This window comes from Rhodobacter sp. P2_H5, from assembly GCF_056403335.1.
In genome coordinates this window covers 1-26,190 of sequence record NZ_JBFUFS010000017.1, presented here as the reverse complement: position 1 = coordinate 26,190, position 26,190 = coordinate 1, and the positions used below count along the sequence as shown (strand labels likewise).

Genomic DNA, 26,190 nt, shown 5'->3' with positions numbered 1-26,190 from the left:
GGCGCGGATCACGGCGGCGGCTGCGTGGCGCCGTCGTGATCGAGATAGGCGGTGTCAAAGCCGGCCATGTCGACCAGCCCCTTGAGGTTGTCGAAGCTGACCCTGCCGTGCTGAAAGGTCAAAAGCCCCTGCTCGCGCAGGTCGCGCAGCACGCGGTTGACGTGAACCGCGCTCAGGCCCAGGGCATCGGCCAGAAGGTATTGCGACAGCGGGCAATCATAGCCATCGGTATCGGACAACCCGACCAGCCGCAGCCGGGCGCCAAGCTCCAGCAGGCAATGCGCGGTGCGTTCCATCGCGTTGCGCCGCCCCATGCCGACCATGTGTTCGACCACGATCGCCTCGTCCCGTGCGGCGGCCCACAGCATCGCGGCCGCGAGGCCGGGAGATTTGCTGAAGGTCGCGATCATGTCGCCTTGCAGGAATTGCGAAGCCTCGATCGCGGTGATCGGTTCGACGCAATGGTCGGAACTGCGAAACAGCATGGAGCGCAGGCCCATGAAATCGCCGGGGATCTTGAAGTCGAAGATCTGGCGCCCGCCGTTGCGCAGGATCTTGTAGGAACAGGCCCAGCCCTTGGCGAGGATGAAGGCGGATTGCGCGGTTTCGCCGTGGTGGATCATGCTGCGGCTGGCGGAGAACTTGCGCCGCAGGCCGTGCCAATCCGAAAGCGTCTGCAAATCGCCAGCCGGAAGACTGGTGAAGGTCGCCAGTTTTCGGGCAAGGGGATTGTCTCGCAAGGGATCAAGCTTTCCCACGGGGTGGAGCGCAGAGGAGACATCCGACACGCTGTCGCGGAAGAGGAGCTGCGCGGAAGGCCCCGCCTCTGCAGCTCTAACGCCAAGAGGGCTCATTGCGTTCCGCCCCAGAGAAGCGATTGCTGGCCGCCCAGTTTGGAATTGGCCAGGTCGCCAAAGGGCGCGACAAAGCCGGCGAGGTCGGGCGCGTAGAAAGTTGCGAGATAGGCCGGGGCCCAGGCCAGTTCAAAGCCCTGCAATTTGTCCGAACCATCAAAATAGCTTTGCTTGACCCCGGAAAGCTCTGTCGTGAGGTCGGGGTTGGCAAAGGCGTCGAGGACGAAGCGGACGCTGCGGTGCAGACTTCCGTCGCAGGCCGCGAAGAGGGCATGGCCATCGGTCTGCAGAAGCGCCGCCGCCGAGACGAGGGCGGTGACGGCGTGCAGCTGGTAATGCAGCGCCAGATCCTTGCGGGCCATCTCCAAGGGCAGGCTGCCGTCGGGTTTGGCCTGGCAGGCCACCAGTTGCACGCTGGCATCGGCCCAATCGGTCATCGTCTTGTCCTGCAAGGTCACCCCGACCCGCGCCACCGCAAGGGCGGCCCAGGCGCGCAGGTTGTTCTTGGCCGAATTGCCCGGCGCGTCGGTGTCAAAGAAGGCCATGCTGGCGGTGGCCAGTCCCGAGAGCCAGGCCTCGATCTGGTCGGTCTCGGCGCTTTTGGCGACGAGCGGTTTCACCTCGGCCCAGGCATAGCCCAGACCGGCCACCCGCGAGGGCACCGAAAGGCTGGCGTTGGGCGTGCCCATGTCCCCCAGCGCCCCGGCCTTGGCCCAGGCGGCCAGACCCGCCACCACGCAATCCGTGGCGATCTTGGCCTCTGGCGCGCCAGTTTCCGATGCCGAAGCGGTCAGCGCGGCATTGGCCGCCGTGATCATGTCGTTGACAAAGCTGTCGACCGGTTTGAGCTGCTTGTTCACCTCGGCATTGCTGGTCTTGTCAAAGGCGGAGCGGCTCTTGTCCTTGCTTTTGTAGCGGCTGCCATAGTCAAGCTGAACCACAGGATCGGCCAGCGGCGGGCAGACGAAGGGCTTGGGCTCTTCCTTCGCCTGATCCGGGGTCTTGTCCGGCGTTTGCGCCTTGGTCGGGCTCTGTGTCTCGGCCGGGGCGGGCAGGGTCATCATCGGAGACAGAAGCGGGGCGACAAGAAGGGCTGTCATCCAGGGGCGGGCATGTTTCAGGGACAAGATCAATTCGATTCTCCTTGGGCGTGCAGCAGATTGACCAGATCCAGGGCGGTCGGGTCTCCGGCATCGGCGGCGCGCTGCAGCCAGCTGTGGGCAAGATCAAGCGAGGGCGGAATGCCCACGCCCAGGGCATAGGCCTGCGACAGCATGACCATCGCCTTGGCGTCACCCGCCTCGGAGGCGCGGATCAGCCAGTCGGTGGCCGTGGCAAGTTCCTCCGGTTTCTGCGCCACTTCGCGCAGACGGCGGGCGTATTCGCGCATGCCGGCGGGGTTTCCGGCCTCGGCGGCCTTTTGGTACATCGCGTCGAGGTCGAGGCTGGTGCTGACCGTGACGGCAAGAGCCGGGTCGCGGCGGGTCAGTTCGGCCAGAAGCTGCGGGATCGTCGCGGGATCGGACAGGGCGATCAGCGCGCCGTACAGCTTGGCCGCGCGGGCCGCGTCATAGCCCGGCTCGCCCCTTATACCATAAAGCTTCACCAGGCGTTGCACCGCGGTCTTGTTGCCCAGATCGCTGGACTTTTCGTAAAGGGCGACGGCGGTGGGCAAGCCTTCGGCGCCCAGGGCGGCGCGTTGCGCGTCGCCAAGCACCACCATCTGCCACGGGTCCTGCCCGGCCAGATCGGTGGCGACGGCAAGCCAGCGCCGGGCCTCGTCCGCCTGGTCGGGTCCGGTGGAGACGCCGGCAAAGGCAATCGCCTCGGGGAAGGCGCAGCCCATCACTTCGATCGCATGGGCGCGGTAAAGCTCGCGCTCGGCCGGGTCGGTCAGGAAAGGCATGGCCAGCATGAGCGCGCTGAAATCACCGCCCGCCGCGATCGCTGCGGCAAATTCGGTGTAGACCGCCTTCGCGTCGGGGTAGCGCACCGGGTCGGCGATCTGCAACAGGGTCATGGCCTGACCCCGACCGGCCTTGGCCAGGGGCACCAGAAGATCCAGCGCCTTGGTCCGGTTGGCGAGGCTCGGGTTCTCCAGCAGGGCGGACGCCAGCTTCAGGGCGGCGGTCTTGTCGCCCTGGGCGATGGCCTTGGCATAAAGTGCCAGCGCCTGTGCCCTTTGGGCGGGCGTCTGCGCCCGTTCTAGGGCGAGGTCGGCCGAGGCAGTTGTCACCTCCGAGAAGCCGGTGGCGAATGTCGTCCAGAATTGCTGGGCCGAAGGCGCCGCGTCGGTGTCTTTCAGCAAAGCCAGCATGTTGGCCAGGGGCTTGGACCGGCCCAGAAGCGCCTGCGTCTGCAGGGCGGCCATCGCCAGCGGGTCGCGCTTCGCCTTCAGGTCGGCCAGCATGGCCGGGGTGACATCGACCGAGGTCGAGCCGATCGAGGTTTCAACCCCCGCCCAGTAGGCCACGTCGCGCACTTGCGGCGCATGGGGCGCCTTGCACAGGAAGGCCTCCTTCACATCGGTCGCGGGCGCCACCTCGCCCAGGTTCGAGACCATCTGGATCAGGGGGTCCACCGCCGCATAAAAGGCCACGTCGGTATGGGCCCGTCCCAGATCGCGTTCGGCCAGAACGCGCAGCGCGCCCGGGTCGTCGCGCTTGGCGGCCTCTTGCCAGAGGGGCAGGGCCTCGGCCTCGCCCTTCCAGCGACCCTGTTCCTCCAGGATCATCGCGGCGCGTTTGGCAAAAGCCCATCCGGGCGCATCCGGCAGGGCGGTCAGCCTCTGCAGCGTGTCCTGATAAGTGGCGCGCAGCGAGGGGTCGGCCTCCATCTGGCGTTCCAGCGAACCGGAGAGCCGGACCAGCGCCGTGCGGTCGCCCAATTTGGCGGCCTTCTCGTACAGCGCCTTTGCGGCCTCGTTGTCATGTGGGATCAGCGCGCCGACCTCCAGCAGGCGGCCCAGCGTGACCATCGCATAGGGCAGCCCGGCATCGGACGCCTTCTTCAGATAGGTCAGAAGGACGCCGTTGTCCTTGGCCACCAGTTCCGAGCGCAGCTGGTATTCCACCACGCGCCAAGCCGAGATCGGGTCGCCCAGATCGGCGGCAAAGCGGTACCAGCGCAGGGCCAGCGCATCATCGACCGTCACCACCTTGCCCGAGGTGTATTCCCGGGCGATGCGGGCGATGCGGTCGCAGATCAGGGGGTCCATCTGGCCGACCAGCGCGCCAAAGGCCATGGTCACGGCCAGATCGGGACTGATGTCCCAGTCCGCCGGGGCCTGGCCCGTGACGCTCAGCTGCGACAGCGCCAGCAGTGCGTCCGGGTTGCCGCCATAGCCCGCGGCGATCAGAAGCTCGGTCCCCTTGGCGGGGTCCTTGGCGATGCCCGTGCCTTCGGTCAACAGGCCCGAAAGCTCGAACTGCATCCGGGGCGAGTTCGCCTCGCCGCGGTCCAGCAGCTTTTGCACCAGACCGGCCTGGGTCAGTGCCTTGAGCTGGCCGGTGGCGATCATCTGGCCGATCTGGGCCAGCAGCACGTCATCCGCGGTGAACTTGGGCGAGGCCTTGGCCATCGCGAGGATCATCTTCTGGATGGTCGGGTCCCAGCGCACGGCGTCCATCTCGGCCAGACGGCGCAGATCGCGGGCGATCAGGCTGGTCGGCCGGTCGGGCAGGGTCTTGCCATCCCAGCCGCCCCAGGTGGCGATCAGCTCGGCATCGGGGGCGCGGGCCTGACAGATCGGCTGGACCGCCATGTCGGGCGGCGCGAAGTCGAGCGTCAGGGTCTGCGTGGTTTCGGCATGGCCGCTGGTTGCCGCGAACAGCAGCAGGGCGACAGAGGCCGGTCTGAAAAAGGTCATGGCGTTCCGCTTTCCGGTGCTATTTCGCATAGGTATTCTGCGTGCTGTAAACGGTGTAGGCGCCGGCGGTGCCCGAGAAGACCACGGTCACGCCAGAGCGGCGCTGCATCTGGATCGCGGGCAGTTCGGCCAGAACCGCCCCCTTGGACTGGACCTGAAAGTCCAGCGTCAGGGGGGCGCGCAGGGTGACCTGCCGCGAGGTGCCCGGCGCGATGTCGGCAATCGCCATCGCCGCCGCCGAAGGCACGTAGAGGTCGACCAGGGGCAGGTCGGAATCGTTGTAGAACACCAGATCGGCCTTGGCCGGGCTGTTGGTGATCTTGTCCTGCAGCATCTGCAGCGTGCCATCCGGCGCCGGGGCGAAGGTGTAGAAGGAGGCCGGGGCAATCTCGCCCGCGCCCTCATGGCTGCCGATCGCCACGTTGATCTTGCCGGGGGCGACCAGAAGGAACGGCGTCACCCCGCCCTTGAAGCTGTCAAAGGTGGTGCCGTTGATCACGGCCAGCGATTCTCCGGGCGCCACGATGCGGACGAAGGACGAATTCGGGTCGGCCGGCGGTTCGTAAAGGTCTTGCGCCCGGGCTTGCAGCGGCAGGGTCAAAAGGCACAGCAGGAAAATGGCTTGACGGTTCATGAGGGTTCCTTTCCGGAACGGCACAGCGAAAGCGAGGTGGCGGCGCTGACAGGGTGATCGAAGGTGACCGACAGGGTTTGCAGGTCGGGATGCCAGAGCGTGCCCAAGGATTTGAAGAAGCGGCCCGAAGCCTGGACCCGGTCCGAACGGTCCATCACGGCGGACCTCAAGATGCCCGAGGCGGTCTCGAAGCGGAACTGCGCCCGTCTTCCGCCCTCGGCGCCCAGATCGGCGAGGATGGAATCGTAGGGCTTCAGGTCCAGACCTGTCAGGTCGGCGGTCAGCGTGTCGGCGGCGGTGGTCTTGGTCGGCAGCACCAGGGTGCAGGGCGGGCCCGCCGCCGCAATCAGCTCTTCCATAGCATCAGGACCGAATTGTGCCAGATTATTGTAGATCGGGTTCTCCCAGACCAGGAAACGCGGCCTCGCCTCGGCGAAATCCCGCGAGATGAGGTAAGAGGTGATCGCTCCGAACTGGTTGCCGCCGGTCACGGCATAGTTCAGCACATCGAGGCCGGAGGATTGCGAGAGGTAGCCCGCGAAGTTCGCCAGCGGCGCATCCGAGAACGAGGTGCCGACCAGCACGATCTGCGCGCCCTGATCGCCGCCGAAGATATCGGCCTTCTGCGTCGGATCGGCGCTTTTGCTCGTCACCTCGGCCTTGCCTTCGACGGTGGGAAGCTCGGTCTTGCAGAAGGTCTGCAAGGTGCGCCGCATCGTCGAGAAGGAGGCGGTCATCGGGCCTGAGGTGGTCATATAGTCGGCATGCGGCAGGGTGGCGAAGAAGGGCTCCGTCTTCATCGCATCCGCAATCGCCGTGGCGGCAAGCTGCGCGCCCTCGGCGGTCCAGTGGAAGTCGGTCTTGAAGAAGGGCGGGGCTTTCGGATTGGCCTCGGCAAGAGCGGCCAGAAGGTCGGGCGCCAGGATGCCATGACCCTTCAGCCGGGTGATGATGTCTTCATAGACCATTTTCGCGGTGGTGCTGTCGAATTGGTAATCCGCCGCGGACGCGGGCAGAAGTGCGGGCATCACCGCGCTTTTGGTCGGGATGGTGACATAGACCAGCGTGGTCCCGCCCGCCGCCAGCACCTTTGACAGCACGGCCATGCGGGCAATGACGGGATCCTCCATCGGGTGGCGCATCCGAAGATCGGCGAGCACGCGGAAGAAGGTGCCGTCCTTGCCCTCGATCGCCGGCAGGGAGGAAGCGGTGTCGATGAAGGCGCAGCCAAAGGCCGAGGGCAGGGTCTCTGCACCGGCGGATGTGGCAAAAAGCGCCGCAAGCAACAGGTAAGGGGTCATGGGGCGGCCTTTGTGACAGAGGGGAGGGCGGGAACGGCGGGGCGCTCCGGCGGGGCGCTGGTGGCGGCGTCGTCCAGAAGCGGCACCGGCGGGGGGGCTTCGGAGACGATCTCAGGTCCGGACGCAACGACAGCCGCAGGTGCGGGGCCGTCGAGAAGCCGCAGCAGGTTCTCGGCCGTGACGCGGGCCGACAGGTTGGGGCCGTCGGCGGCAAGCCCGAGGGCGGCCCGGGCGCCGACATGGTCGAGGGCGGCATCGGCGGGGTCCGACATCAGCGCGATCCCGAGTTTCAGCGCGGCCCCGGGGTCGCTTTGGCCGGCAAGCGCCAGGAAATGCTGCGCCTGGCCCAGATCGCGGCCAAAGGGCAGGCCGTCGGAATACATCTTGCCCAAGAGCTGTGCCGCGTCAGCATCGCCGCTGATCGCCTGGATGGTCAGGGCGTTCAGGCTTTGCTTCAGAAGGCTCGGGCTGTACCCCGCCCCTTCGGACAGAAGGAGCCGGCCCAGCGGCCTTACCGCAAAGCTGCGCCCGGTATAGGCGGAGATCGCATAGTAATGCGCCGCGGCCCCGGCCTTGGCTGGCGGGGTCGCCTCTTGCAGCGCCTTGGCATAGCGGAAGGCCGCCAGACCATCGCCGGCATCGGCCAGCGCGCGCAGCTCGTTCAACGAGACCTTGCCGCTGCCCACCATCCGTTTGCGGGCGGATTGCAGGGACATGCTCGGCAGGTCCCTGGTGTGGTTGACCTTGTTGTCGAATTTGAAATCGACGCGGATCACCGCGGCGGGCAGCGGCCCGGCCTGGGTCGTCTCGCCCAGCGTCAGGGCGAGGAGCATTGCAAGGAACAGGGCTTTATCCATTGGAGGCCACCGTTGCAGGCAAGGTGCCGGCCAGCGGCTGGGTCGCGGCAGGCACCTCGGGCCAAAGGGTCGGGTCGGTCAGATAGCGAACCGGAAACTCCCACAGCACCAGCTTGGCGGGGGTGTCGTGGAACTCTGCCCCGGCAAGATAGGCCTGCATCGGGACGACCGGGCCCAGACCGACCGCGGCGAGGTTCTCGACCTCGCGGCCAAGCGCCTGGCTCAGGGCATCGGCAAAGCCCCAGTCGGCATTGGCGCTGTAGCTGGTGCCGATCAGCACGATATCCAGAGGCGCGGCGTTGAAGATGTCGGCGGGCGGGCCCTCTGCCGCGATATGGGTCAGGGTCACCTTCTCGGGCGGCAGGCCGATCAGGGGGGCGATGGCATCCTCGGTCACAAAGCGGATCAGATCGCCGGTCAGCGGCTTTTCGATCGCCGAGCTGCGGGTGAAGGTCAAAGGCCCGTGCGGCAGGTTTTCCGCCACCACGCCGGCGGTCACCGCAGCGCCAAGCCGCGTCCAATGGGTGTCGGTGGCAAAGAAGGCGCTGTCGCCCTGCGCCATCAGCGCCGGGCGCGCGTCCAGCGCCTTCACTCCGGCCGCCTGAAGGCGGGCGAGAAAATCGGCGTCCAGCGCCGCCATGGCGGCGGACAGGGCCGGGTCGGGCGCATGGCGCGCAGCGATGTCGATCTTGGCGGGCAGGGGCAAGAGCAGAAGGTCCACGCCTTGCGCGGCCAGCTCCTCCTGCACCGCCTTGATGTGGTCCACCGCCATCTGCATCTGCGGGGCCGAAGGCAAAGGGCGGGTTTCCTCATTGGTGAAAAGCCAGCCGTCGCGCCCCACCACCGCGCCATGCCGCGCTTCGCCCAGCACGGCATAGCGCGCCGCGCCGATCAGCCCGAAGGAGGCGGCAAAATGCGGCAGGGTGCCTTTGTAATCGCGCTCGAAGTCGCGGGTCAGGCCACCGGCCAGAAGGGCGGCATGGGGCAGGCGCAAGGGCGTCGGCGGGCCGGTCAGGACCGAGATATTGGCCGCGACGCCGTAGCCGAACAGCAAAAGCGGCAGTACAAGCCGGGCGGTTTTGAAAAGGGGATCCATGTGAAACCTAAAATTGAAAGTAGAGGAAAGGGGAGAAGCTCTGCTCGGACATCTTCATCAGGGTGACGATGGCCAGAAGGCTCATCAGCCCGGCGGGCACCATTGCGTTGAGCCAGCTCAACGTGTTGTCGCCCGGATGCAGATGGGTGGCGGCAAAGCGGTTCAGGCGCGGCTCGAAGGCCGCGACGGCGATGGCGAGGGTCAGGAAGAGCAGGCTTTCGCGTGTCACCTGCAGGGCAATCTCAGGCGCGGTGACAAGCCCGTTCAGGCCGAGCATGCCGGCATAGATGCCGCCCGCTTGCGCAGGGTCCACAGCGCGGAACATGACCCAGCCAAGGAGGACGATCATCAAGGTGACGGCCAGATCCAGCGCGGACTTGCCCTTGGCCCGCCCGGTCGCCCGCTCCAAAGCCAGCCAGCCGCCGTGCCACAGGCCCCAGATCACGAAGGTCATGTTGGCCCCGTGCCAGAGCCCGCCGAGAAACATCACCAGCATCAGGTTGACGTAAGTCCGCGCCTGACCCAGTCGGTTGCCACCCAGCGGGATATACAGGTAATCGCGCAGCCAGACCGACAGGCTGATGTGCCAGCGCCGCCAGAACTCGGTGATCGAGCGGCTGATATAGGGCGTGTCGAAATTCGGCCGGAAGTGAAAGCCAATCATCAGGCCAAGCCCGATGGCCATGTCGCTGTAGCCGGAAAAGTCGAAGTATAGCTGCATCATGTAGCCGACAGCCCCAAGCCAGGCCACCAGAAGCGAGGGGTGGTCGGTGCTGTAAGCCAGCGTGACCAGAGGCGCCACGGTATCGGCCAGGAGCACCTTCTTGGCCAGACCGATGGCAAACAGCGTGGTGCCGTCGATGAAGAGGGGCAGCGAATGGGTGCGGTGGGCGAACTGGTTGGTCAGGTCCTTGAAGCGCAGGATCGGCCCGGCCACCAGCTGCGGAAAGAGCGCGATGAAGGCGGCAAAGTCAAAGAACCGCGCCGTGGCCACCGCATCCTTGCGGTAGACATCAACCAGATAGCTGACCGCGTGGAACACATAGAAGGACACGCCGATCGGCAGGATCAGGCGCCAGTGCACGCCAAGGCCGTCCGAGGTGGTGCCCCAGAGCGCCGCAAAGCTTTCGATGAAGAAATTCAGGTATTTGAACACGCCAAGCACGGCAAGGCAGCCCGAAAGCCCGATGATCAGATAGATCCGCGCCGCTCGCTGGCTTTTCGCGGCCCCGATGCTGCGGCCGAAGATATAGGTCCAAAGCGTGGTGGCGAACAAAAGCGCCAGATAGTCGATCCGCCACCAGCCGTAGAAGGCATAGGAGCCGACCAGAATGGTGACCGAGCGGTACCGCATCGGCGTGAGGTAATAGACCGCGAGAAACAGCGGCAGGAACAGAAACAGGAAGGTTTCAGAGGAGAAAACCATCAGATGCTCCCCTCTGCCGGGCAGACCGGCGACAGATCGGTGAGAAGGGCTTGCGGCGCGCCACGCGAGCGGCGGTCCTCGAGCCAGGCGATGGTGCGGGGGGCGAGGTCGCCCGCGAAGAGGCGGGGCAGCTGGCCCTCCATGTCATTGCCGCTGAGGGTCAGGGCCCCGGCCGTGGCGCCGCGCAGGCCCTCGTGGTTGCCGGCGATCGTGTTGCCGGTGATCTGGACGCTGGCCTTGGCCTGCTGATCGCGCAGAAGGATGCCGGAGCCGCCATTGTCCACGATCACATTGCCCGCGACAGCGACGCGCCCGGTCTTGGAGATCGACAGGCCCGCGCCCTGCCCAAGCGCCATCAGATTGCCCGAGACGCGGACGCAATCGACCTTGTCGAGCCTGATGCCGGTGCTGGTCTGACCGCTCAGGACATTGCCTGTCAGGGTGATACGCAGGCTCGCCTGATCGACAGCGATGCCGCCCTGCGCGCCCAGAAGGATGTTGTCGGTGATGCGTGCATCGGTGGAGCCGTTCGACACCCGGATCGCCTGTTCCGCAGCGCCCGACACCAGGTTGCCCGCAACCTCGGTCCGGGCGGCATGGGCGATCAGGATCGCGCCACCGCTCAGCCAGTTGCCCGACGCTCTGGCGTCGGCGGTGTTGATCAGGGCCAGGGTCGCGACATCGCTGAAGGCGCTCGCCGTTACGGACGAGGCCAGAAGCGGCGGCTGCAGGCCGGAAGTGTCGACCGCGACGCCGCCAAAGCGCTGGGTGTCACCAAAGCCCAGATGGGCAAAGCGGGCACCCGACACGGTCAGGCTGCCGCGCCCGGCGGTCAGCAGAAAGGGGCGAAAGGCGGGCTCGCCGGTATTGGCAGCCTCGGTGCCTCGCAAGGCGGCGCCCTGGATGTCGAGCCGGCCAAAATTGGCCAGAAAGGCGCCGTCGGCCCGGCTGAGGATCAGCGTGTCCTTGGCGCCGAGCTTCAGCCCCGCGTCCGGCCAAAGGACGATGGCGCGGGTCAGGGTCACGCCCTCGGGTGTCCTGGACACGAAGGCCGCAGCCGGCGTCTTGGCGATCAGGGCCAGCAGCCCGGGCAGGGTGACATGGCCGCCGCGCAGCAGGATGACCTGTTGCGCGCCCGGGTCTTGCGCACGGGCCAGCGCCAGATGGTCGCGGGCCCCGGTCTGAACCGCGATCTGCGCCAGAAGCAGGCGCATGTCGACCATCTCGACCACGGCGGTGCCGGTGGCCGGGAAGGCCGGGATCGGGGCGCGTTGCGGGGCGGCGGGCAGGGCGCTGACCAGCCCAAGACTGTCCTTCAGTCCAGCGGCCGCGGCCTGCGCCTCGGCGAGGGTGGGCAAGCCGCCGATCCCCGCCAAAGCCGCATCAAGCCCGGGTTTGCCCGTAAGGAAGGGGCTCGCCCCGGCACTGCCAGAGACGCCTCCCGTGGCCATCACGGCCAGAACCGCCGCAAGTCGCAAACGCTCAATCATGGCGCGAGGCCTTGGCCGCGCCAAGGTGCTGTCCGGTCGACAACAGCAGCGCCTGCAGGTTGGTCGACTGCGTGTTGGTGAGGCTGACCTGGGTGTTCTTGTCGATCGACAGCATCGCGCCAAGGCCGATGGACTGCCGGATCCGGGCCGCGCGCGGGCGGGGCACCGACAAGGACGAGGACAACTGCCCCAGGACCATCTGGACCGCCCTGAACTGCGAGGCGCCGAACTCGGCCCGGTCGGGCTGTGGCACGCCGGGTTGCGTGTCGCCGGGCGCGTTCGGGCCGGGCAGATCGGTACCGGGCAAATCAGGGCCTGGCAGATCAGGGCCGGGCAGATCGGGACCAGGTTGCGCCGGGGCAGGTTGCGGTGCGCCGGGAAGGTCCGGCCCCGACCCGTCCGCCGTGGCCAGGCCACCTGCGGGCAGGGCGCGGCCCGGCCAGGCGTGATCCTCCATGAAACTGCCCTCGCCGGTCACCACCGACAGAAAGCTGGCACCGAGGCCGTGGCCATTGATCTGCGCGGTCGATCCGGGGCGGATCGTCAGCATCTCCAGCTTGAAGCCGGCGGCGGACAACAGATCCTCGATCCCGCCCCAGGATTTCGCCTGATAGACGTGGCTGACAACCTCGGGCCGGCCGCTGGACTTCAGCGCCTCGACGACCTGTTTGACCTTCTGGGCATGGGCGCGGTCGGTGACCAGAAGCGCATCCTTGGTATCGACCACGATCACGTCATCCAGCCCGACCACGACGACCAGCCGGCCATCCGAACGGATCAGCGAATTCGTGGTGTCGATCGCCAGCACATCACCCGTGGTGACATTGCCAGCCTCGGATTTGAGGTTCACGTCATAGACCGAGGCCCAGGCCCCGATGTCATCCCACTTCACCTTGATCGGTGCCAGCCGGACGGCAGAGGAATGTTCGAAGACGGCGCGTTCGGTCGGCTCTTCCCGCGTTCTGCGGAAGGCGCCTTCCTCCAGCGTGATGCCCTGCATCTCCTTGCGGGCATGCATCACGGCAGACAGGACGGCGGCATGGGTTTCCGGGTCGAGCCGCTTGAATTCGGCCGAAATCGTCTTGGCGCTGAACAGGCTGATCCCCGAGGCCCAATAGGCGCGGCCGCTGTCGATCAGGCTTTGCGCGATGTGCGCGGCGGGCTTTTCGACGAAGCGTTCGACAAGATGCAACCCGTCCTGCGACCCCGTGGGACCGCCATCGATGATATAGCCGTAGCCGGTCTCGGCATAGCCCGGCGCCACGCCGAAGGTGACGATGTGGCCGCCGGCGGCAGCCCCGGCCATTTGCAGGATCGTGGCATTGAGATCGCCCAGAATGATGTGATCGGCGGGCAGAACCAGCAACAGCGCGTCAAGGTCGGAACACAGGACCTTCAGCGCCGCGGCCAGAACCGCCGGGCCGGTGTTGCGGGCCACCGGCTCGCCGATGATCAGGCCGCCGCACTGGATTTCGTCCAGCTGCTGGCGGACCAGTTCGGCGTGGCGGTGATTGGTCACCACGATCGGGTCATGGAACTGCGGCCCGCGATGGCGCTGCACGGTGGTCTGGAAATAGGTCAGACTGTCCTTGCCGCCGACGGGCTGAAACTGCTTGGGCTGTTCGATCCGCGACATGGGCCACAGGCGCGACCCCATGCCGCCACACAGAACGAGAGGATAAATCTTGTGCATTTCAAAGCTTCCCTGACATGACATAAAACCATTGGCGCAACGTGGAGAACGGGCGGGTCAGCCAGCCGCCATCGCGCACCAGCCGCACCTGCACCGGCTCGCCGACCAGCGCCGGGTCGAGCGCCGCAGCCGGGGTGAGGACCGCCGGCTGGGTGCCGTTCAGCACCGCGCTGGCCGTCGTGATGGTGCCATCGGGCAGGGTCACTTCGACCCGGTCGCCGCGGGCGAGGTCGAAGGCCAGCGCCGGCGGCACCGGAACGGCGACGACCACGGCAGCCTGCGCTTGGGTCAGCTGCAGGACCGGCTCACCGGCCAGAACGGTCGAGCCGACGCGCAGGCCGAGGCTCGAAGCGGTGCAGTCGCAGGGCTTGGTCAGGCTCAGCACATCGCCGCTGGCGGTGGTGATGGCCAGGGCCACCTGTCCCATCGGGGCCGCGGTGTCGAGAAAGGCGATCTGGCCGCTGGCGGTGGCGCGCAGCGTCTCGCCCTGCAGGGTCACCTGCCCGAGGTCGGGCAGCAGCTGAACATAGCTGCGCTGGTAGATCAGCCCGCCGGCCAGGGCGACCAGCGCCAGGGTCAGCGCCGCCAGACCGCTGCCTTGAAACAGACGGCGTCGGTCATCGACGGCGGCCGCGCGGGCGGGCTTGGGCGGCGTGGTGCCGGCCACCCCGATCACCGCGCCCAGCGACACGAGGTCCCGGGCGATATAGGCGTTCAGGATATGGCGCAGTTGCGGCAAGTGCGGGCCGGACGGCTCGGTGAAGTTCAGCTCCAGCTCGCCATCGCCGGCCGGGGCTTCGCGCACGTCGGCCAGCACGACCAGCGTCACGGCAAAGCCGTCAAAGCCGAAGACGAGCCGGACCAGCCGGGGCAGGCCGGGCATGGTGGCGCCCATCAGTCCCACGACATGGGCGCTGACCAGCGACAGCCCATGGCCGCGAAACTGCCGCCCGTCGATCAGCGCGGTGAAGGGCAGATCGATCACGGCATGGTCATTTCCCGCGCTGAGCGGGGCAATCGGGGAGGCTTCAAGCAAGGCAGAGGAATTTTCCATGAAATCTATCTTTCAAAGGGGTCAAAGCAGGCCGGAGATGACGGTCACGCCCAGCGTCAGCCAGCCGAGGGTCAGGATGTGAATGAAGGTGGAGATGCGGTCCGAGGTGGTGGCCTTGCGGCGCGCCCCGCTGGCCTGGCGGGTCCAGCGTTGTCGGTCGAGCCGGAACAGGACAAAGCTTTTGACCGCCGCCCCCATGATCTGGCCGAAGTACAGAAGGAAAGGGTAACGGATCGGAAAGGCCGTGCCGCGCACCAGCGACAGGGCAAGACAAAAGGCATAGCGCGTCAGCATGACCCAGGCGAGATAGGCCAGAAGGATGCTTGGGCCGACAACCAGCGCGGTCAGGAACACACCGATCGGTCCGGCCAGCGTGGTCCAGATCGTCAGGCGCTGATCGAAGATCGACCACCAGGTGAAGGCCCCGATCCGCGCAGGCCCCAGTGCCAGCGCCCGGCCATTGGTCCGCATCATGTTGCCATACCAGCGCACCATCAGCGTGGTGGCCGAGGCGACAAAGCCCGGCAGCGGCTGGCGCTCCATCGACAGGGTGCGGACATCGGGCAGGTAAAGCATCCGGTAGCCCGACTTCAGCAGCCAGAACCAGGTGGACTTGTCGTCGCCGGTCAGGAAATTGACCCGGCCCAGCCGCCAATGCTGCAAGTGGTCGCTGTGGACCTGGGCGATGAAGCCCGGGTCGGTGGCCAGATCGGCGCGAAACACCGACATCCGCCCGGTCAGCGTCAGCACCCGGCCGGCCAAAGCCATCGAGGACATCAGGACATGGCGCTGGGTGAAGCGCAGGTCGAACCAGTCGCGGAATGTCGGCGCGTCCGGGATCTCGGCCTGTTCGTCGGTGGTCAGGGCGCCCACCGAGGTGTCGCTGAACCAGGGGGCTGATTGCGCCACGATGTCTTCGGGCACGCAGCTGTCGCCGTCGACAAAGATCACCATGTCGCGCCAGGACGGCGCCTGCGCCGCGATCAGCCGCAGACCCTTGGCCAGCGCATCGCGCTTGCCGGTGCCGGCGATCTGGTCGATCTGCAGGCTGACCCCGGTCATGTCGACCCGCATCTGGGCAAAGATCGCCCGGATCAGGCGGGCGTCACCGCCCTCGACCACCGAGGCGATCACGCTGGCCCCGCCGCCGGTTGCCCGGGCCGCGGCCAGAAAGATCGACTGGTAGACCCTGGTCGTCACCTCCGGCTCGATCTTGAAGCTGGTGACCAGGAAGAAGGCATGCGGCGCCGTTGTGCGCGCCGCATGAAGCGCCAGCACCCGGGATTTCATCCGCGGGAAGGCCACGCGCTGGTACCAGATGGCCCGGGCAAAGTTGATCCCCGCCCAGGCATAGCGCCAGACGCCGATGGCCCCCAGCACGAAGACCGCGCCCTGCACATGCGACAGGGCCGCAGGTGGGATGGCGAATGCCATCAACACCATGACCGTCAGGTAAAGCGTGTGACCCAGGATCTGCATCTTACCAGCAGATGCCCTGATAGGTGCCGTGCGAAACGACACCCGCCTGCAGACGCGCCAGATCGACCATCGGGCGGTTGTCCATCTCGCGGGACAGAGGGTCCTTCGCCTCGGCATAGCTGTTGCCGACCAGAAGCACATCCGCGCCGTCGATCAGGGCCTCGATCGTCGGCACCATGCGGTCGCGCAGATCGGGCACCACATCGTTGCCCCGGCCAGCGGCTCCTTCGTCCAGCGCATGGGCGATGCTGACATTGGGGTCATAGACCTGCACATCCAGACCCTTGGCGATCAGCCTTGCGGCAAGCTCGGCCAGGGGGCTTTCGCGCAGGTCATCGGTGCCCGGCTTGAAGCTGATCCCGACCAGACCGACGCTTTGCGCCCCGGTGTCCGAGATCATCTGCGAGGCCCGCTCGATCTGATCCTCGTTGGCTTGCAGGACAGCGCCCATCAAGGGGGCGGCCACATCCTTGGCCCTTGCCAGCTGGCGCAGGGCACGGACATCCTTGGGCAGGCAGGAGCCGCCGAAGGCGAAGCCGGGCCGCATGAAATGGGACGAGATATTGACCTTCTCGTCGCTGCACAGAAGCTTCATCACCAGCTGGCCATCCAGACCGCAGGCCTTGGCGATATTGCCGATTTCATTGGCAAAGGTGACCTTGACCGCCCGCCAGGAGTTGGAGGTGTATTTGACCATCTCGGCCGTGCGCAGATCCACCTCATGCGCCACGCAGGGCATGTCGCGGTTGAGCAGGTTCAGCAGGGCAAAGGTCGGCTGATCCAGCGCGCCAAAGACGATCAGGCCGGGGTCGTAATAGTCTGCGATCGCCGTGCTTTCGCGCAGGAATTCCGGGTAATAGCCGACGCCGAAATCCACTCCGGCCTTCTTGCCCGATGCGGCCTCCAGCAGGGGGACGCAGACCTGTTCCATCGTGCCGGGCACGATGGTCGAGCGGATGATCACCGAATGGAAGCCCGTCTTGGTGGCAATCGCCCGCCCGATGATGCCGCAGACCTCCGAGACATAGGCCAGCCCGACCGAGCCGTCCTTGTTGCTGGGGGTGCCGACGCAAACGTAGCTTGCATCCGTGTCCTGCACCGCCTGTTCAGCATCCAGGGTTGCAGTGAGGGCGCCTGATGCAACTGCAGCATGGATCAGATCCTCAAGCCCGTTTTCTACAATGGGCGATTGGCCCGCATTGATCATCGCGACCCGTTCGGGGACGATATCCACGGCCACAACCCGGTGGCCATCGCGGGCCAGACAGGCCGCCGAAACCACACCAACATAGCCAATTCCAAATACAGACAGTCGCGCCATATTTTATCGTTCCCTTATGATTTTGCAGGATTATTTGCCGTCAACTTTGCGAAATGCAGAGCGTTCTTCCGAAGCGGCGCAGACCTGTCCCGATCACCGCCTTTCGGGGTGTTGACGCGCTTAATTCAACGCGATTGCGGTAATATGCTCAGGGGGCTTGGCAGCCGGAAGTTCACTTTGAGTTCATCGACATTAAGGCTGGCGTATTATGCGGGTGCAGAAACTGATCTATGTTTGCCTCTTGGATCACAAATCTGCATTGGGATGCCGAAGTCAGGTTTCACAGTGTGTTTTGCCAAGGGATCGACCTAAAGTTTATGCATAAACCGGCGATCCCGCGCCCGAAGGAAACAAATGTGGCGAGAAAAAGCCGCTCTGGCCGGGCCGGGAGCGATTCGCAGGGCTCCGATTCCGCCGAACCGCGGGGCAGGATGCGGGAAAACGGCGGTCTTCGAACGGCCTGTCCGCAGGGTTTCGCACCGGGGGCGTGCCATGGTCTTGCCACAAGTGCCGATCCTGCCCGCGGCGGGCCACAGGTTGCGGGGGTAGCGCCGCGCCCCCTCGCGCGCGCGCCTGTGCCTCTTTTCCGGGCAAAGGGTGCATTTCCCCGACGCACTTACATATTTGAGCGGCCTTTGCCGCGAAATGCGCCTAAGCATGGGGTCAGCTTGCCCAAGCCTCCTTGGTGCGGCCCTTTTGAAAGGCGTTCTATGCTCATTCGCTATGGTTACGATATCACCGTCTCTTGCCCGCAGGACACGCCGATGATCTCGATGATGTCGGTGCGCGACGAGCGGCGGGATGATCTGCGGATGCAGGCCGCCATCGTGACCACGCCCCCGGTGCCGACGACGACCTACCGCGACATGTTCGGCAACACCTGCCGCCGCTTCGTGGCGCCCGCCGGGCAGTTTTCCCTGCGGGCCGATTGCACGATCGAGTCGAGCCCGCTCGCCGACCCGGTCATGCCCTGGCTGAAGGAAACCCCGATCGCCGAAGTGCCGGACGAGGCGGTGGTCTATCTTCTGGGCAGCCGGTACTGCGAGACCGACAAGCTGAGCCAGTTCGCCTGGGACATGTTCGGCCAGACCACACCGGGCTGGGCCCGGGTGCAGGCGATCTGCGACTATGTCCACAACCACATCAAGTTCAACTACATGAACGCCCGCGTCACCCGCACCGCCTATGAGGGTTGGCAGGAGGGCACCGGAGTCTGCCGAGACTTCGCGCATCTCGCGATCACGCTCTGCCGCTGCATGAACATCCCGACCCGTTATGTGAACGGCTATCTCGGCGATATCGGCGTGCCGGTCACCGGTCCGATGGATTTCGCGGCCTGGATGGAATGCTATCTTGACGGCAAGTGGTACACCTTCGATCCGCGCAACAACAAGCCGCGGATCGGGCGGATCGTCGTGGCCTATGGGCGGGATGCGGCGGATGTGCCGCTGATCCACTCGTTCGGGGCGCATGTGTTGCAGAAATTCGAGGTCTGGACGGACGAAATTCCAGGATGAGGTCTGGCGACGAGTTTTCTGCGAAAACTCTGCCAGAAACGAATTTTCGTCGAAAATTCGGGGTCGATTTTTCGGCGAAAAATCGCGGGGTCAGACGGCCAGCGCGGTGGTTTGCACCACGGTGCGCAAGGCAAAGCTGGACTTCATCAGTGGGGCGAGGCCAGCGAAAGTAGGGGCAACTCAATTACCTCTCTCGCAGGCTGCAGCGGCTCCTGCGGCACACGCCGCTGCGAACATGCGCTTTGCCGTCTTTGGACAGAGCGCAATGAACCGTTCGGCGACGCCCGCGCCAGCGCCGGTCCCAACGCCATCCAAGACGACATCACTATCCACGTCGATGGTGCCCAAGTCCGGCAATGTCATCCGCCCCGTCACGCAATCTGCCCTTGCCTCGTAAACCTCGCCGGGTTTGGGCTCCATCATTTCGCTTTCTGCGCCGGTGCGGCACCCGGACCAGACCCCGTCCTCGATGGCACTGGATGGATCATGGGCCTTGAACGTGGCCTTAGGATCAGTCTCCCCGATCCAAAAGGGGGTGTCGTACCAGGCAAAGGCATAGAGGCAATAGCCAAGGGCATCGGGGGTACCTTGCGCGACGATCTTTGCGTGGCTTGTGTCGAGTCCGTCCGCGCTGATGATCGGCAGTTCAACATGGTGTGCGTCAAGCGGGAAGGTTCCTTGGCTGAGATCAGGCTGCGCTTTCCTCCACGCGTCTTCCGTGACGAAGGAGACGAATTTCGCGGACACATATACGACGCTTTCGGTTTGCATATCTGAAAGCTCGTCGGTGCCGCCGATCGCCCGTGGCGTCCACTTTGCGGGCCACCAATATTCTTCTTGTGAGATTGCCGTTTCGAACGCGGTTTTCAGCTCGGGACTGGCATCCCCACCCGCGATCTTTTCACAGATCGCCGCAGCGTCGAGGTCCAAAGTGACCATCTGATCGCCTTGGACGTCAACGCGCCCGTTCAGCTGATAAAAAGCCCGTACATAGTCGCCTTCGGGAGAACGTGTTGCGCGGGCGACATAGGCATCCAGCGGAAGAAGTCCAGAGATCACGGGCACCAGACTTTTGGGGGCCGTGCAGGATAAGATCGGCTCTGCAGTATTCGCCTCGGCAGGGACGGCGAAGGTGTCTCCGTATGCGACGGCTGTAGCAAAGAGCAGAAACAATGTGGTGCGCACGGTTCGAAACATCACAAATCTCGCTTTCATTCAGACGGCAAGCGCGGTGGTTTGCACCACAGTCCGTAGCGCGAAGGAGCTTTGCATCTGGCGCACCCCGGGCAGGCGGCTGAGAAAGCGGCGGTGGATTCGGGCGAAGTCTTCGGTATCCTCGGCCATGATCTTGATCAGGTAATCCGCCGTGCCCGCCATCAGGTGACATTCCAGGATGTCGGGGATGCGCGCCACCTCGCGCTCGAAGGCGTCGAGCAGTTCTTCGGCCTGGGATTGCAGGGTGATTTCGACAAAGACCGTGGTCGGCCGCCCCATCTTGCGGGCGTCGAGCAGGGCCACGTAGGCCGCGATGAAGCCGTCCTCCTCCAGCCGCTGCACCCGCCTGTGGCAAGCCGAGGCGGAGAGGTTCACCCGTTCGGACAATTCGGCGTTGGTGATCCGGCTGTCCTTTTGCAGGACCCCCAGAATGCGCCGGTCGATTGCGTCAAGTTCCTCTGCCATGGGAAATCCTCTCGGTTTTTGACCACTTTGCGCGACAATCTACCGTTTCGCTGCCTTGCTGCCATCGAAATCTGGACCCATCGGCGCGCGAATGGCGCGAAGCTGTCCCATGGCCCATGGGAGGGAAAGCTATGAAAATCGGTTGTCCGAAAGAAATCAAACCACAGGAATTCCGCGTCGGCATGACGCCCAACGCCGCGAGGGAGGCGGTGAACCGTGGCCATCAGGTCATGGTCGAGACCAATGCCGGGATTGGCGCCGGCTTTGCCGATGCTGACTATGTCGCCGCAGGGGCGCAGATCCTCGCCACGGCGGAGGAGGTGTTTGCCGCGGCCGAGATGATCGTCAAGGTCAAGGAGCCGCAGCCCATTGAACGCAAGCGCCTGCGCGCCGGGCAGGTTCTGTTCACTTACCTGCATCTTGCCCCCGATCCGGAGCAAACGGCCGACCTTCTCGCCTCGGGCGTCACGGCGATTGCCTATGAGACGGTGACGGACGACCGCGGCGGGCTGCCGCTGTTGGCGCCGATGTCGGAGGTGGCGGGCCGGCTCGCGCCGCAGGTCGGGGCCTGGACCTTGCAGAAGGCCAATGGCGGGCGCGGCGTATTGCTGGGCGGCGTGCCGGGAGTTCTGCCGGGCAAGGTTCTAGTGATCGGCGGCGGTGTCGTCGGCACCCATGCGGCCAAGGTCGCGGCGGGGATGGGGGCGGATGTCACGGTGCTGGACCGTTCGGTCAACCGGCTCCGCTATCTCGATGATGTCTTCGGCGGTCAGTTCAAGAACGGCTATGCCGATGCGGCCACCACGATCGAGCTGGCCCGTCAGGCCGACCTGATCATCGGCGCGGTGCTGATCCCGGGGGCGGCGGCGCCCAAGCTCATCTCGAAAGCGCAGCTGTCGGAGCTCAAGCCCGGGGCGGCGCTGGTTGATGTGGCGATCGACCAGGGCGGCTGTTTCGAGACCAGCCATGCCACCACCCACCAGGACCCGATCTACGCGGTGGACGGCATCATGCACTACTGCGTGGCCAACATGCCGGGGGCGGTGGCGCGGACTTCGACCCTCGCGCTTGGCAATGCCACCATGCCGTTCATGCTCGCCCTGGCCGACAAGGGCTGGAAAAAGGCCTGCGCCGAAGATCGCCACCTGCTGGCGGGGCTCAACGTCCATGCGGGCAAGTTGACCTATGCGGCGGTGGGTGTGGCGCTTGGCCTGCCGACGATCACTGCGGCAGAGGCTTTGAAGATCTAGGCGCACCAAGGCCAAGAGCAGAAGGCCCCGGCAGCGCGCCGGGGCCTTTCTTTTGCCTTATTTCTTCAGCGTGACCAGGATTTCCTTCAGCACGTCCAGCTCGTTCGGACCGGCCGGTTCGGCGGGCGGCGGCGGGGCTTTCTTGATGGCGGCGTCCTTCATCCGGTTCACCGCCTTGACCAGAAGGAAGACGACAAAGGCAATGATGAGAAAGTTGATGACAGCGGTGATGAAGGCGCCATAGGCAAAGACCGCAGCCCCGGCATCGCGCGCGACTTGCAAGCCGGCACTGGCCGGCACCGTGCCCTTGAGCACGACATACATATTGGAAAAGTCGATGCCGCCCAAAATCAAACCGATGATCGGATTGATCAGGTCATCGACGAGGGATTTGACGATGGCGGTGAAAGCCGCACCAATGATGATCCCCACGGCGAGGTCCATCACATTGCCCTTGGCAATGAAATCTCTGAACTCTTTGATCATAGCCTGTCCCTTGCTGTAAGGCGGCCTTTCTGACCGCCATTGCCGTGCTGCGTTAAAGCGCAGCTAACCTAGGTTATGGCATAAATGCCAGATTTGATTAACTGGGAAAATATAGCGCCCCAAATCAGCGCACGGCATCCATCTCGGCTGCGGGAAGCGTGCAGGCGCGCAGGTCGGGGCCGCAGGGGCGGGGGGCGAGGTCCTTGGTCAGGCAGATCCGCACCTCCTGGATCATCGCACCCTGGCAGGTCACCGCGATATCCTCTGGCGCGAGCCCGGGATTGCTTTCCAGAAAAGCAGTCTCGATGACCCCGGGGGCCACCCTCAAAGTGCGGGCGACCTTGGCGAAGAGCGGCGGCACCGTGACCGAGGCCCGGGCCTTGCGCATGGCAGTGAAATAGGCCGGCGCCTCCAGCCCGGAACAGCGGCCATGCGCCTTCCATTCGTGCCAGGCCAGCCCCGCGCCGCCCATCAGGTCGGCCATGGCGGCGGTCTGGGCCCGGGTCGGGTCGGCAGCCCCGGTCCGGCAGGCGGAGGGATAGCCGCCGGCCTCATACTGCGGCCAAAGTCCGTGCAGGGTGAAGGTCAACCCAAGCCCCGCATCGCACTGTGGATTGCTTCGGGAATCACCCACCTGGGCGCACCAGTTCGGCGACCACGACAAGGCCAGGACGTAGTAATCGAAGGCTCCGGCGCGCTCGCTATCAGCTTTTGACGCCCCGGCCAGCAAAAGCAGGGGCAGGGCCAGGGCAACAAGGCGCATTTGGCACTTTCCTCGCAAAAAGAATTTCACTATAGCGGGCGGGACTTCCCCCTGAAAACGAGAAGATCGCGGTTCCGGCCGCAGCCGTTTTCCCGGCTTGGGAAAGATTTGTAAAGGAGTGATCCGATGACAAAGCCGCTGATGTCCAAGGCCACCGCCGTCTGGCTGGTGGACAACACCACGCTCAGCTTCCGCCAGATCGCTGATTTCTGCGGCATGCACGAGCTTGAAGTGCAAGGCATCGCCGATGGCGACGTGGCGACCGGCGTGAAAGGCTTCGACCCCGTGTCCAACAACCAGTTGGACGCGATCGAGATTGAGCGCGGTCAGAAAGACCCGCTCTACAAGCTGAAGCTGAAGTTCAACCAATCCGCCGTCGGCGAGGAAAAACGCCGCGGGCCGCGCTATACGCCGCTGTCCAAGCGTCAGGACCGCCCGGCTGCGATCCTCTGGCTTGTCAAGTTCCACCCGGAACTGTCGGATGGTGCCATCGGCAAGCTGGTCGGCACCACCAAGCCCACCATCCAGGCGATCCGCGAGCGCACCCACTGGAACATCGGCCAGATCACGCCGATCGACCCGGTGGCGCTTGGCCTGTGCAAACAGTCCGAACTTGACGCCGCCGTCCAGGTCGCCGCCCGCCGCAAGGCTGCCGAAGGCGTGGTGATGTCGGATGACGAGCGTCGCAAGCTGGTTTCGACCGAACAATCGCTGGGCATGTCGGAAGAGCCGAAGATGCCCTCGGGCCTCGATGCCTTCACCCGTCAGGAAGAGCGCCCGCGCGAGACCAAGCCCGCCGACTTCTCGGATGCCGAAAGCTTCTTCAACCTGCCGCAGGGCGATGATGACGAGGATGACGACGAGTAAGCGCGCGTCCCTCTTCCCGAACCGGCGTTTCACACCGACGTTCGGTACCGCCAGGCCCGTGCAGCGATGCGCGGGCTTTTTCATAAAATTCAACCTTTAATTGTGCCTGAATGCAGGGAAATTCCTCGCGCGGAGGTTGACCGGCCTCGGCGGGCTGTGGTTCTCTGCCGGCATTGTGGGGCAGGAGCCTCAATTTCAGCTTGGAACGGAGCCGATGGCAAGGATCATTGAAACCACCGATGCGCCCGAATCCGTGGCGACCTCTTATCTGATGCAGGTGGGCGACGAATTTCTTGGCAGGACCAGCGCGGGCCGGTCGGATTGGGTGGGGGTGACGCTTCTTGCGGGCCACACTTATACTTTCGGGGCGGTCGGCCTCGGCGCGGTCAAAAGCGGGGTCACCAACACCGCGCTTTACCTGCACAATTCCACCGGCTCTGCCATCGCCTTTGACGACAATGGCGGCCCCGGCAAAAGCAGCAGCATGACCTTCACCGCCGTCACCGGCGGCACCTATTTTGTCGAGGTCAAATCCATCGCCGGTGCGGTCGAGGGCAGCTATGGCCTTGCCATGACCGAGGGCAACCGCGTGTCCTTCGGGGTCGAGCTGGGGGCGGCCGAACTGTACCGCCCGGGCCTGTCCTGGGCTGCGACGCCGCAGACCGCCACCACCGTGACCTGGGGCTTTCGCTCCAGCGGTCCCGCCACGGATGCGAGCGGCGATGCGTCGCCGTTTTTCCGGATGACCGCCGCCCAACAGCACGCGACCGAATATGCGCTGGCGAATTTCTCCGATGTGGCCAATATCACCTTCCAGCAGGTCAATCCGGGCGGTTTCACCAACAAGGCGACGATCCTGGTCGGGGGCTATACGTCGACCACGGACGGATCGGGGGCCTATGCGATGTATCCCGGCTCCACCCTTGCCGGTTCGAGCGCGGGGGATCTGTGGATCAACACGCATTGGGTCAATGGCAACAAGATTGCGATGGGCAGCTACAGCCAGTTCGTCTTTCTGCACGAGTTGGGCCATGCGATGGGCCTGGCCCATCCCGGGGATTACAATGCCGCGCCCGGGGTGACGATCACCTATGACAACAGCGCCCAGTTCGCCGAGGACAGCGAACAATACACGGTGATGAGCTATTTCGACGCGGTGGATACCGAATCGGCGGCGCCACAGCACTATGCCGACACGCTGATGATGTATGACATCTACGCGCTGCAGCAGCTTTATGGCGTCAATACCGCCACCCATGCCGGCAATGACACCTATGGCTTTCGCAGCAAGCTGGGCGGGGCCTATGATTTCAGCGCCAACAAGGCGCCGTTGCTGTGCATCTGGGATGGCGCGGGCAAGGATACGCTGAACCTGTCGGGCTTCACGCAGGCGCAAAAGATCGACCTCAACGCTGGGCATTTCTCGGATGTGGGAGGGTATAAGGGCAATGTGTCGATCGCGCTGGGCTGCAGCATCGAAAATGCGGTCGGCGGCGTAGGGGCGGACGCGATCATCGGCAATGCCGGGGTCAACCGGCTGTTTGGCCGCAATGGGGATGACACGCTGACCGGCGGCGCGGGCGCCGACTTTCTGACCGGCGATGGCGGGGCGGATACCTTCGTCTTCGGCGCGGGGTCGGGCAGGGATACCGTCAACGATTTCGACAATGCGCTGGATGTGCTGCGCCTTGCGGCCTCGCTGTGGGGTGGGGTGGTCAAGACCGCAGCCGAGGTGGTCGAGGAGTTTTCCCGCATCGTCAACACCCATGTCGTGCTGGACTTCGGCGCCGACGAGATTGCGCTGGTCAATCTGCACAGCACCACAGGTCTGGCCGGGCATATCCTGATCGACTGAGCCGGGCAAAACTCCGGATCAGATCCCGCCTCAGATTCCGCGCCGGGCACGCAGGGCAGCACCGATGGTGCCGTCGTCCAGGTAGTCGAGCTCGCCGCCGATCGGTACGCCCTGCGCCAGCGAGGTGATCTTCACCCCCGTCGTCTGCAGCGCGTCCGAGATGTAATGCGCCGTGGTCTGGCCATCGACCGTGGCATTGAGCGCCAGGATCACCTCGCGCAGCGCCTCAGCCGCCACCCGCTCGATCAGATCGGGGATGCGAAGCTGGTCCGGCCCGATGGAATCGAGCGCCGACAGCGTGCCGCCCAGCACATGATAGCGCCCCTTGAAGGCGCGGCTGCGCTCCATCGCCCAGAGGTCGGCCACATCCTCGACGACGCAAAGCTCGTCCGTTGCCCGCGCCGGGTCGGCGCAGATGGCACAGAGGTCCGAGGTGCCGATATTGCCGCAGACCCGGCAATCGCGCGCCGAAAGCGCCACGCCGGCGAGGGCCTGGGCCAGGGGCGCCATCAACCCCTCGCGCCGCTTGAGCATGGCCAGCACCGCGCGCCGGGCCGAACGCGGCCCGAGGCCGGGCAGGCGTGCCATCAGGTCGATCAGGGCTTCGATGTCGCGCGGGGTTTCGGTCATGTGGTTCGGATCACTCTGTCAGGGACGGCGCTCTGCGGACCCGGCTGGGGGGGCTGCCTGCCCCCCCAG

The 26,190-nt window shown here is 65.2% G+C and carries 22 protein-coding genes; 4 read left to right on the top strand and 18 right to left on the bottom strand.

The window, feature by feature from the left end; genetic code table 11:
- Positions 1–8: 8 nt before the first annotated feature.
- The 13 genes from AC1DVR_RS18685 to AC1DVR_RS18625 form a co-directional block, all read right to left on the bottom strand.
- Positions 9–740: a Crp/Fnr family transcriptional regulator gene (locus AC1DVR_RS18685; RefSeq protein WP_478002118.1), complete on the bottom strand. Its 732-nt coding sequence runs from the start codon at positions 738–740 to the stop codon at positions 9–11.
- A 110-nt stretch (positions 741–850) separates the two neighbouring features.
- The gene (locus AC1DVR_RS18680; protein WP_478002117.1) at positions 851–1,987 is read right to left on the bottom strand and encodes an alginate lyase family protein; all 1,137 of its coding nucleotides are present in this window, start codon (positions 1,985–1,987) and stop codon (positions 851–853) included.
- Positions 1,984–4,722: a hypothetical protein gene (locus AC1DVR_RS18675; RefSeq protein WP_478002116.1), complete on the bottom strand. Its 2,739-nt coding sequence runs from the start codon at positions 4,720–4,722 to the stop codon at positions 1,984–1,986. Before AC1DVR_RS18675 ends, AC1DVR_RS18680 begins: the two co-directional genes overlap by 4 nt.
- 19 nt (positions 4,723–4,741) lie before the next feature.
- Complete coding sequence (locus tag AC1DVR_RS18670) at positions 4,742–5,356, bottom strand: alginate O-acetyltransferase AlgF (RefSeq protein ID WP_478002115.1); 615 nt, start codon at positions 5,354–5,356, stop codon at positions 4,742–4,744.
- Positions 5,353–6,657 (bottom strand): alginate O-acetyltransferase AlgX-related protein, encoded by a 1,305-nt coding sequence (locus tag AC1DVR_RS18665; protein WP_478002114.1) that lies wholly within the window; start codon positions 6,655–6,657, stop codon positions 5,353–5,355. Before AC1DVR_RS18665 ends, AC1DVR_RS18670 begins: the two co-directional genes overlap by 4 nt.
- Complete coding sequence (locus AC1DVR_RS18660; RefSeq protein ID WP_478002113.1) at positions 6,654–7,514, bottom strand: SEL1-like repeat protein; 861 nt, start codon at positions 7,512–7,514, stop codon at positions 6,654–6,656. Before AC1DVR_RS18660 ends, AC1DVR_RS18665 begins: the two co-directional genes overlap by 4 nt.
- The gene (locus AC1DVR_RS18655; RefSeq protein ID WP_478002112.1) at positions 7,507–8,610 is read right to left on the bottom strand and encodes an alginate O-acetyltransferase AlgX-related protein; all 1,104 of its coding nucleotides are present in this window, start codon (positions 8,608–8,610) and stop codon (positions 7,507–7,509) included. The genes AC1DVR_RS18660 and AC1DVR_RS18655 overlap by 8 nt, the downstream gene beginning before the upstream one ends.
- A 7-nt stretch (positions 8,611–8,617) precedes the next feature.
- Positions 8,618–10,036 (bottom strand): MBOAT family O-acyltransferase, encoded by a 1,419-nt coding sequence (locus tag AC1DVR_RS18650; protein ID WP_478002111.1) that lies wholly within the window; start codon positions 10,034–10,036, stop codon positions 8,618–8,620.
- A complete protein-coding gene (locus AC1DVR_RS18645) occupies positions 10,036–11,526 on the bottom strand; it encodes a right-handed parallel beta-helix repeat-containing protein (RefSeq protein ID WP_478002110.1) in 1,491 nt (496 codons plus the stop codon). Before AC1DVR_RS18645 ends, AC1DVR_RS18650 begins: the two co-directional genes overlap by 1 nt.
- Positions 11,519–13,219: a mannose-1-phosphate guanylyltransferase gene (locus AC1DVR_RS18640; protein ID WP_478002109.1), complete on the bottom strand. Its 1,701-nt coding sequence runs from the start codon at positions 13,217–13,219 to the stop codon at positions 11,519–11,521. The genes AC1DVR_RS18645 and AC1DVR_RS18640 overlap by 8 nt, the downstream gene beginning before the upstream one ends.
- A 1-nt stretch (position 13,220) precedes the next feature.
- A complete protein-coding gene (locus AC1DVR_RS18635; RefSeq protein WP_478002108.1) occupies positions 13,221–14,273 on the bottom strand; it encodes a hypothetical protein in 1,053 nt (350 codons plus the stop codon).
- Positions 14,274–14,294: 21 nt separating this feature from the next.
- The gene (locus AC1DVR_RS18630; RefSeq protein ID WP_478002107.1) at positions 14,295–15,752 is read right to left on the bottom strand and encodes a glycosyltransferase; all 1,458 of its coding nucleotides are present in this window, start codon (positions 15,750–15,752) and stop codon (positions 14,295–14,297) included.
- Position 15,753: 1 nt separating this feature from the next.
- Positions 15,754–17,073, bottom strand: a complete 1,320-nt coding sequence (locus AC1DVR_RS18625; RefSeq protein WP_478002106.1) for a nucleotide sugar dehydrogenase — start codon at positions 17,071–17,073, stop codon at positions 15,754–15,756.
- A 710-nt stretch (positions 17,074–17,783) separates the two neighbouring features.
- Here AC1DVR_RS18625 and AC1DVR_RS18620 point away from each other — a divergent pair.
- A complete protein-coding gene (locus AC1DVR_RS18620) occupies positions 17,784–18,590 on the top strand; it encodes a transglutaminase-like domain-containing protein (RefSeq protein WP_478002105.1) in 807 nt (268 codons plus the stop codon).
- Between the two features lie 180 nt (positions 18,591–18,770).
- Here the strand turns inward: AC1DVR_RS18620 and AC1DVR_RS18615 are convergent, their stop codons facing one another.
- On the bottom strand, positions 18,771–19,787 hold the full coding sequence (locus tag AC1DVR_RS18615; protein WP_478002104.1) for a hypothetical protein: 1,017 nt from the start codon (positions 19,785–19,787) through the stop codon (positions 18,771–18,773).
- A gap of 18 nt (positions 19,788–19,805) precedes the next feature.
- On the bottom strand, positions 19,806–20,270 hold the full coding sequence (locus AC1DVR_RS18610; RefSeq protein WP_478002103.1) for an Lrp/AsnC family transcriptional regulator: 465 nt from the start codon (positions 20,268–20,270) through the stop codon (positions 19,806–19,808).
- 131 nt (positions 20,271–20,401) lie between these two features.
- Here AC1DVR_RS18610 and ald point away from each other — a divergent pair, with 131 nt between their 5' ends.
- Positions 20,402–21,520 (top strand): alanine dehydrogenase, encoded by a 1,119-nt coding sequence (gene ald / locus AC1DVR_RS18605; RefSeq protein ID WP_478002102.1) that lies wholly within the window; start codon positions 20,402–20,404, stop codon positions 21,518–21,520.
- Positions 21,521–21,577: 57 nt separating this feature from the next.
- Here ald and mscL read toward each other — a convergent pair whose 3' ends face one another.
- Both mscL and AC1DVR_RS18595 read right to left on the bottom strand, forming a co-directional pair.
- Entirely contained in the window at positions 21,578–22,006 is a 429-nt protein-coding gene (gene mscL / locus AC1DVR_RS18600; protein ID WP_478002101.1) for a large conductance mechanosensitive channel protein MscL, read from the bottom strand.
- 124 nt (positions 22,007–22,130) lie between these two features.
- The gene (locus tag AC1DVR_RS18595; protein ID WP_478002100.1) at positions 22,131–22,769 is read right to left on the bottom strand and encodes a ribonuclease T2 family protein; all 639 of its coding nucleotides are present in this window, start codon (positions 22,767–22,769) and stop codon (positions 22,131–22,133) included.
- 126 nt (positions 22,770–22,895) lie between these two features.
- Between AC1DVR_RS18595 and AC1DVR_RS18590 the strand changes: the two genes are divergently transcribed.
- Positions 22,896–23,636, top strand: coding sequence for a DUF1013 domain-containing protein (locus AC1DVR_RS18590; protein ID WP_478002099.1), 741 nt, complete (start codon positions 22,896–22,898; stop codon positions 23,634–23,636).
- A 214-nt stretch (positions 23,637–23,850) separates the two neighbouring features.
- Positions 23,851–25,491, top strand: a complete 1,641-nt coding sequence (locus AC1DVR_RS18585; RefSeq protein ID WP_478002098.1) for a M57 family metalloprotease — start codon at positions 23,851–23,853, stop codon at positions 25,489–25,491.
- Positions 25,492–25,521: 30 nt separating this feature from the next.
- Here AC1DVR_RS18585 and recR read toward each other — a convergent pair whose 3' ends face one another.
- Positions 25,522–26,121 (bottom strand): recombination mediator RecR, encoded by a 600-nt coding sequence (recR, locus tag AC1DVR_RS18580; RefSeq protein ID WP_478002097.1) that lies wholly within the window; start codon positions 26,119–26,121, stop codon positions 25,522–25,524.
- Positions 26,122–26,190: the final 69 nt, after the last annotated feature.

What these genes read in the sequence shown, in the direction of transcription:
- AC1DVR_RS18670 (WP_478002115.1), bottom strand. Translation starts at nt 5,356, where the DNA reads ATGAACCGTCAAGCCATTTTCCTGCTGTGCCTTTTGACCCTGCCGCTG.
- AC1DVR_RS18595 (WP_478002100.1), bottom strand. Translation starts at nt 22,769, where the DNA reads ATGCGCCTTGTTGCCCTGGCCCTGCCCCTGCTTTTGCTGGCCGGGGCG.
- AC1DVR_RS18615 (WP_478002104.1), bottom strand. Translation starts at nt 19,787, where the DNA reads ATGTTTCGAACCGTGCGCACCACATTGTTTCTGCTCTTTGCTACAGCC.
- AC1DVR_RS18645 (WP_478002110.1), bottom strand. Translation starts at nt 11,526, where the DNA reads ATGATTGAGCGTTTGCGACTTGCGGCGGTTCTGGCCGTGATGGCCACG.
- recR (WP_478002097.1), bottom strand. Translation starts at nt 26,121, where the DNA reads ATGACCGAAACCCCGCGCGACATCGAAGCCCTGATCGACCTGATGGCA.
- AC1DVR_RS18585 (WP_478002098.1), top strand. Translation starts at nt 23,851, where the DNA reads ATGGCAAGGATCATTGAAACCACCGATGCGCCCGAATCCGTGGCGACC.
- AC1DVR_RS18660 (WP_478002113.1), bottom strand. Translation starts at nt 7,514, where the DNA reads ATGGATAAAGCCCTGTTCCTTGCAATGCTCCTCGCCCTGACGCTGGGC.
- AC1DVR_RS18635 (WP_478002108.1), bottom strand. Translation starts at nt 14,273, where the DNA reads ATGGAAAATTCCTCTGCCTTGCTTGAAGCCTCCCCGATTGCCCCGCTC.
- AC1DVR_RS18620 (WP_478002105.1), top strand. Translation starts at nt 17,784, where the DNA reads ATGCTCATTCGCTATGGTTACGATATCACCGTCTCTTGCCCGCAGGAC.
- AC1DVR_RS18675 (WP_478002116.1), bottom strand. Translation starts at nt 4,722, where the DNA reads ATGACCTTTTTCAGACCGGCCTCTGTCGCCCTGCTGCTGTTCGCGGCA.
- AC1DVR_RS18650 (WP_478002111.1), bottom strand. Translation starts at nt 10,036, where the DNA reads ATGGTTTTCTCCTCTGAAACCTTCCTGTTTCTGTTCCTGCCGCTGTTT.
- AC1DVR_RS18665 (WP_478002114.1), bottom strand. Translation starts at nt 6,657, where the DNA reads ATGACCCCTTACCTGTTGCTTGCGGCGCTTTTTGCCACATCCGCCGGT.
- AC1DVR_RS18610 (WP_478002103.1), bottom strand. Translation starts at nt 20,270, where the DNA reads ATGGCAGAGGAACTTGACGCAATCGACCGGCGCATTCTGGGGGTCCTG.
- AC1DVR_RS18640 (WP_478002109.1), bottom strand. Translation starts at nt 13,219, where the DNA reads ATGCACAAGATTTATCCTCTCGTTCTGTGTGGCGGCATGGGGTCGCGC.
- ald (WP_478002102.1), top strand. Translation starts at nt 20,402, where the DNA reads ATGAAAATCGGTTGTCCGAAAGAAATCAAACCACAGGAATTCCGCGTC.
- AC1DVR_RS18590 (WP_478002099.1), top strand. Translation starts at nt 22,896, where the DNA reads ATGACAAAGCCGCTGATGTCCAAGGCCACCGCCGTCTGGCTGGTGGAC.
- AC1DVR_RS18625 (WP_478002106.1), bottom strand. Translation starts at nt 17,073, where the DNA reads ATGGCGCGACTGTCTGTATTTGGAATTGGCTATGTTGGTGTGGTTTCG.
- AC1DVR_RS18630 (WP_478002107.1), bottom strand. Translation starts at nt 15,752, where the DNA reads ATGCAGATCCTGGGTCACACGCTTTACCTGACGGTCATGGTGTTGATG.
- mscL (WP_478002101.1), bottom strand. Translation starts at nt 22,006, where the DNA reads ATGATCAAAGAGTTCAGAGATTTCATTGCCAAGGGCAATGTGATGGAC.
- AC1DVR_RS18655 (WP_478002112.1), bottom strand. Translation starts at nt 8,610, where the DNA reads ATGGATCCCCTTTTCAAAACCGCCCGGCTTGTACTGCCGCTTTTGCTG.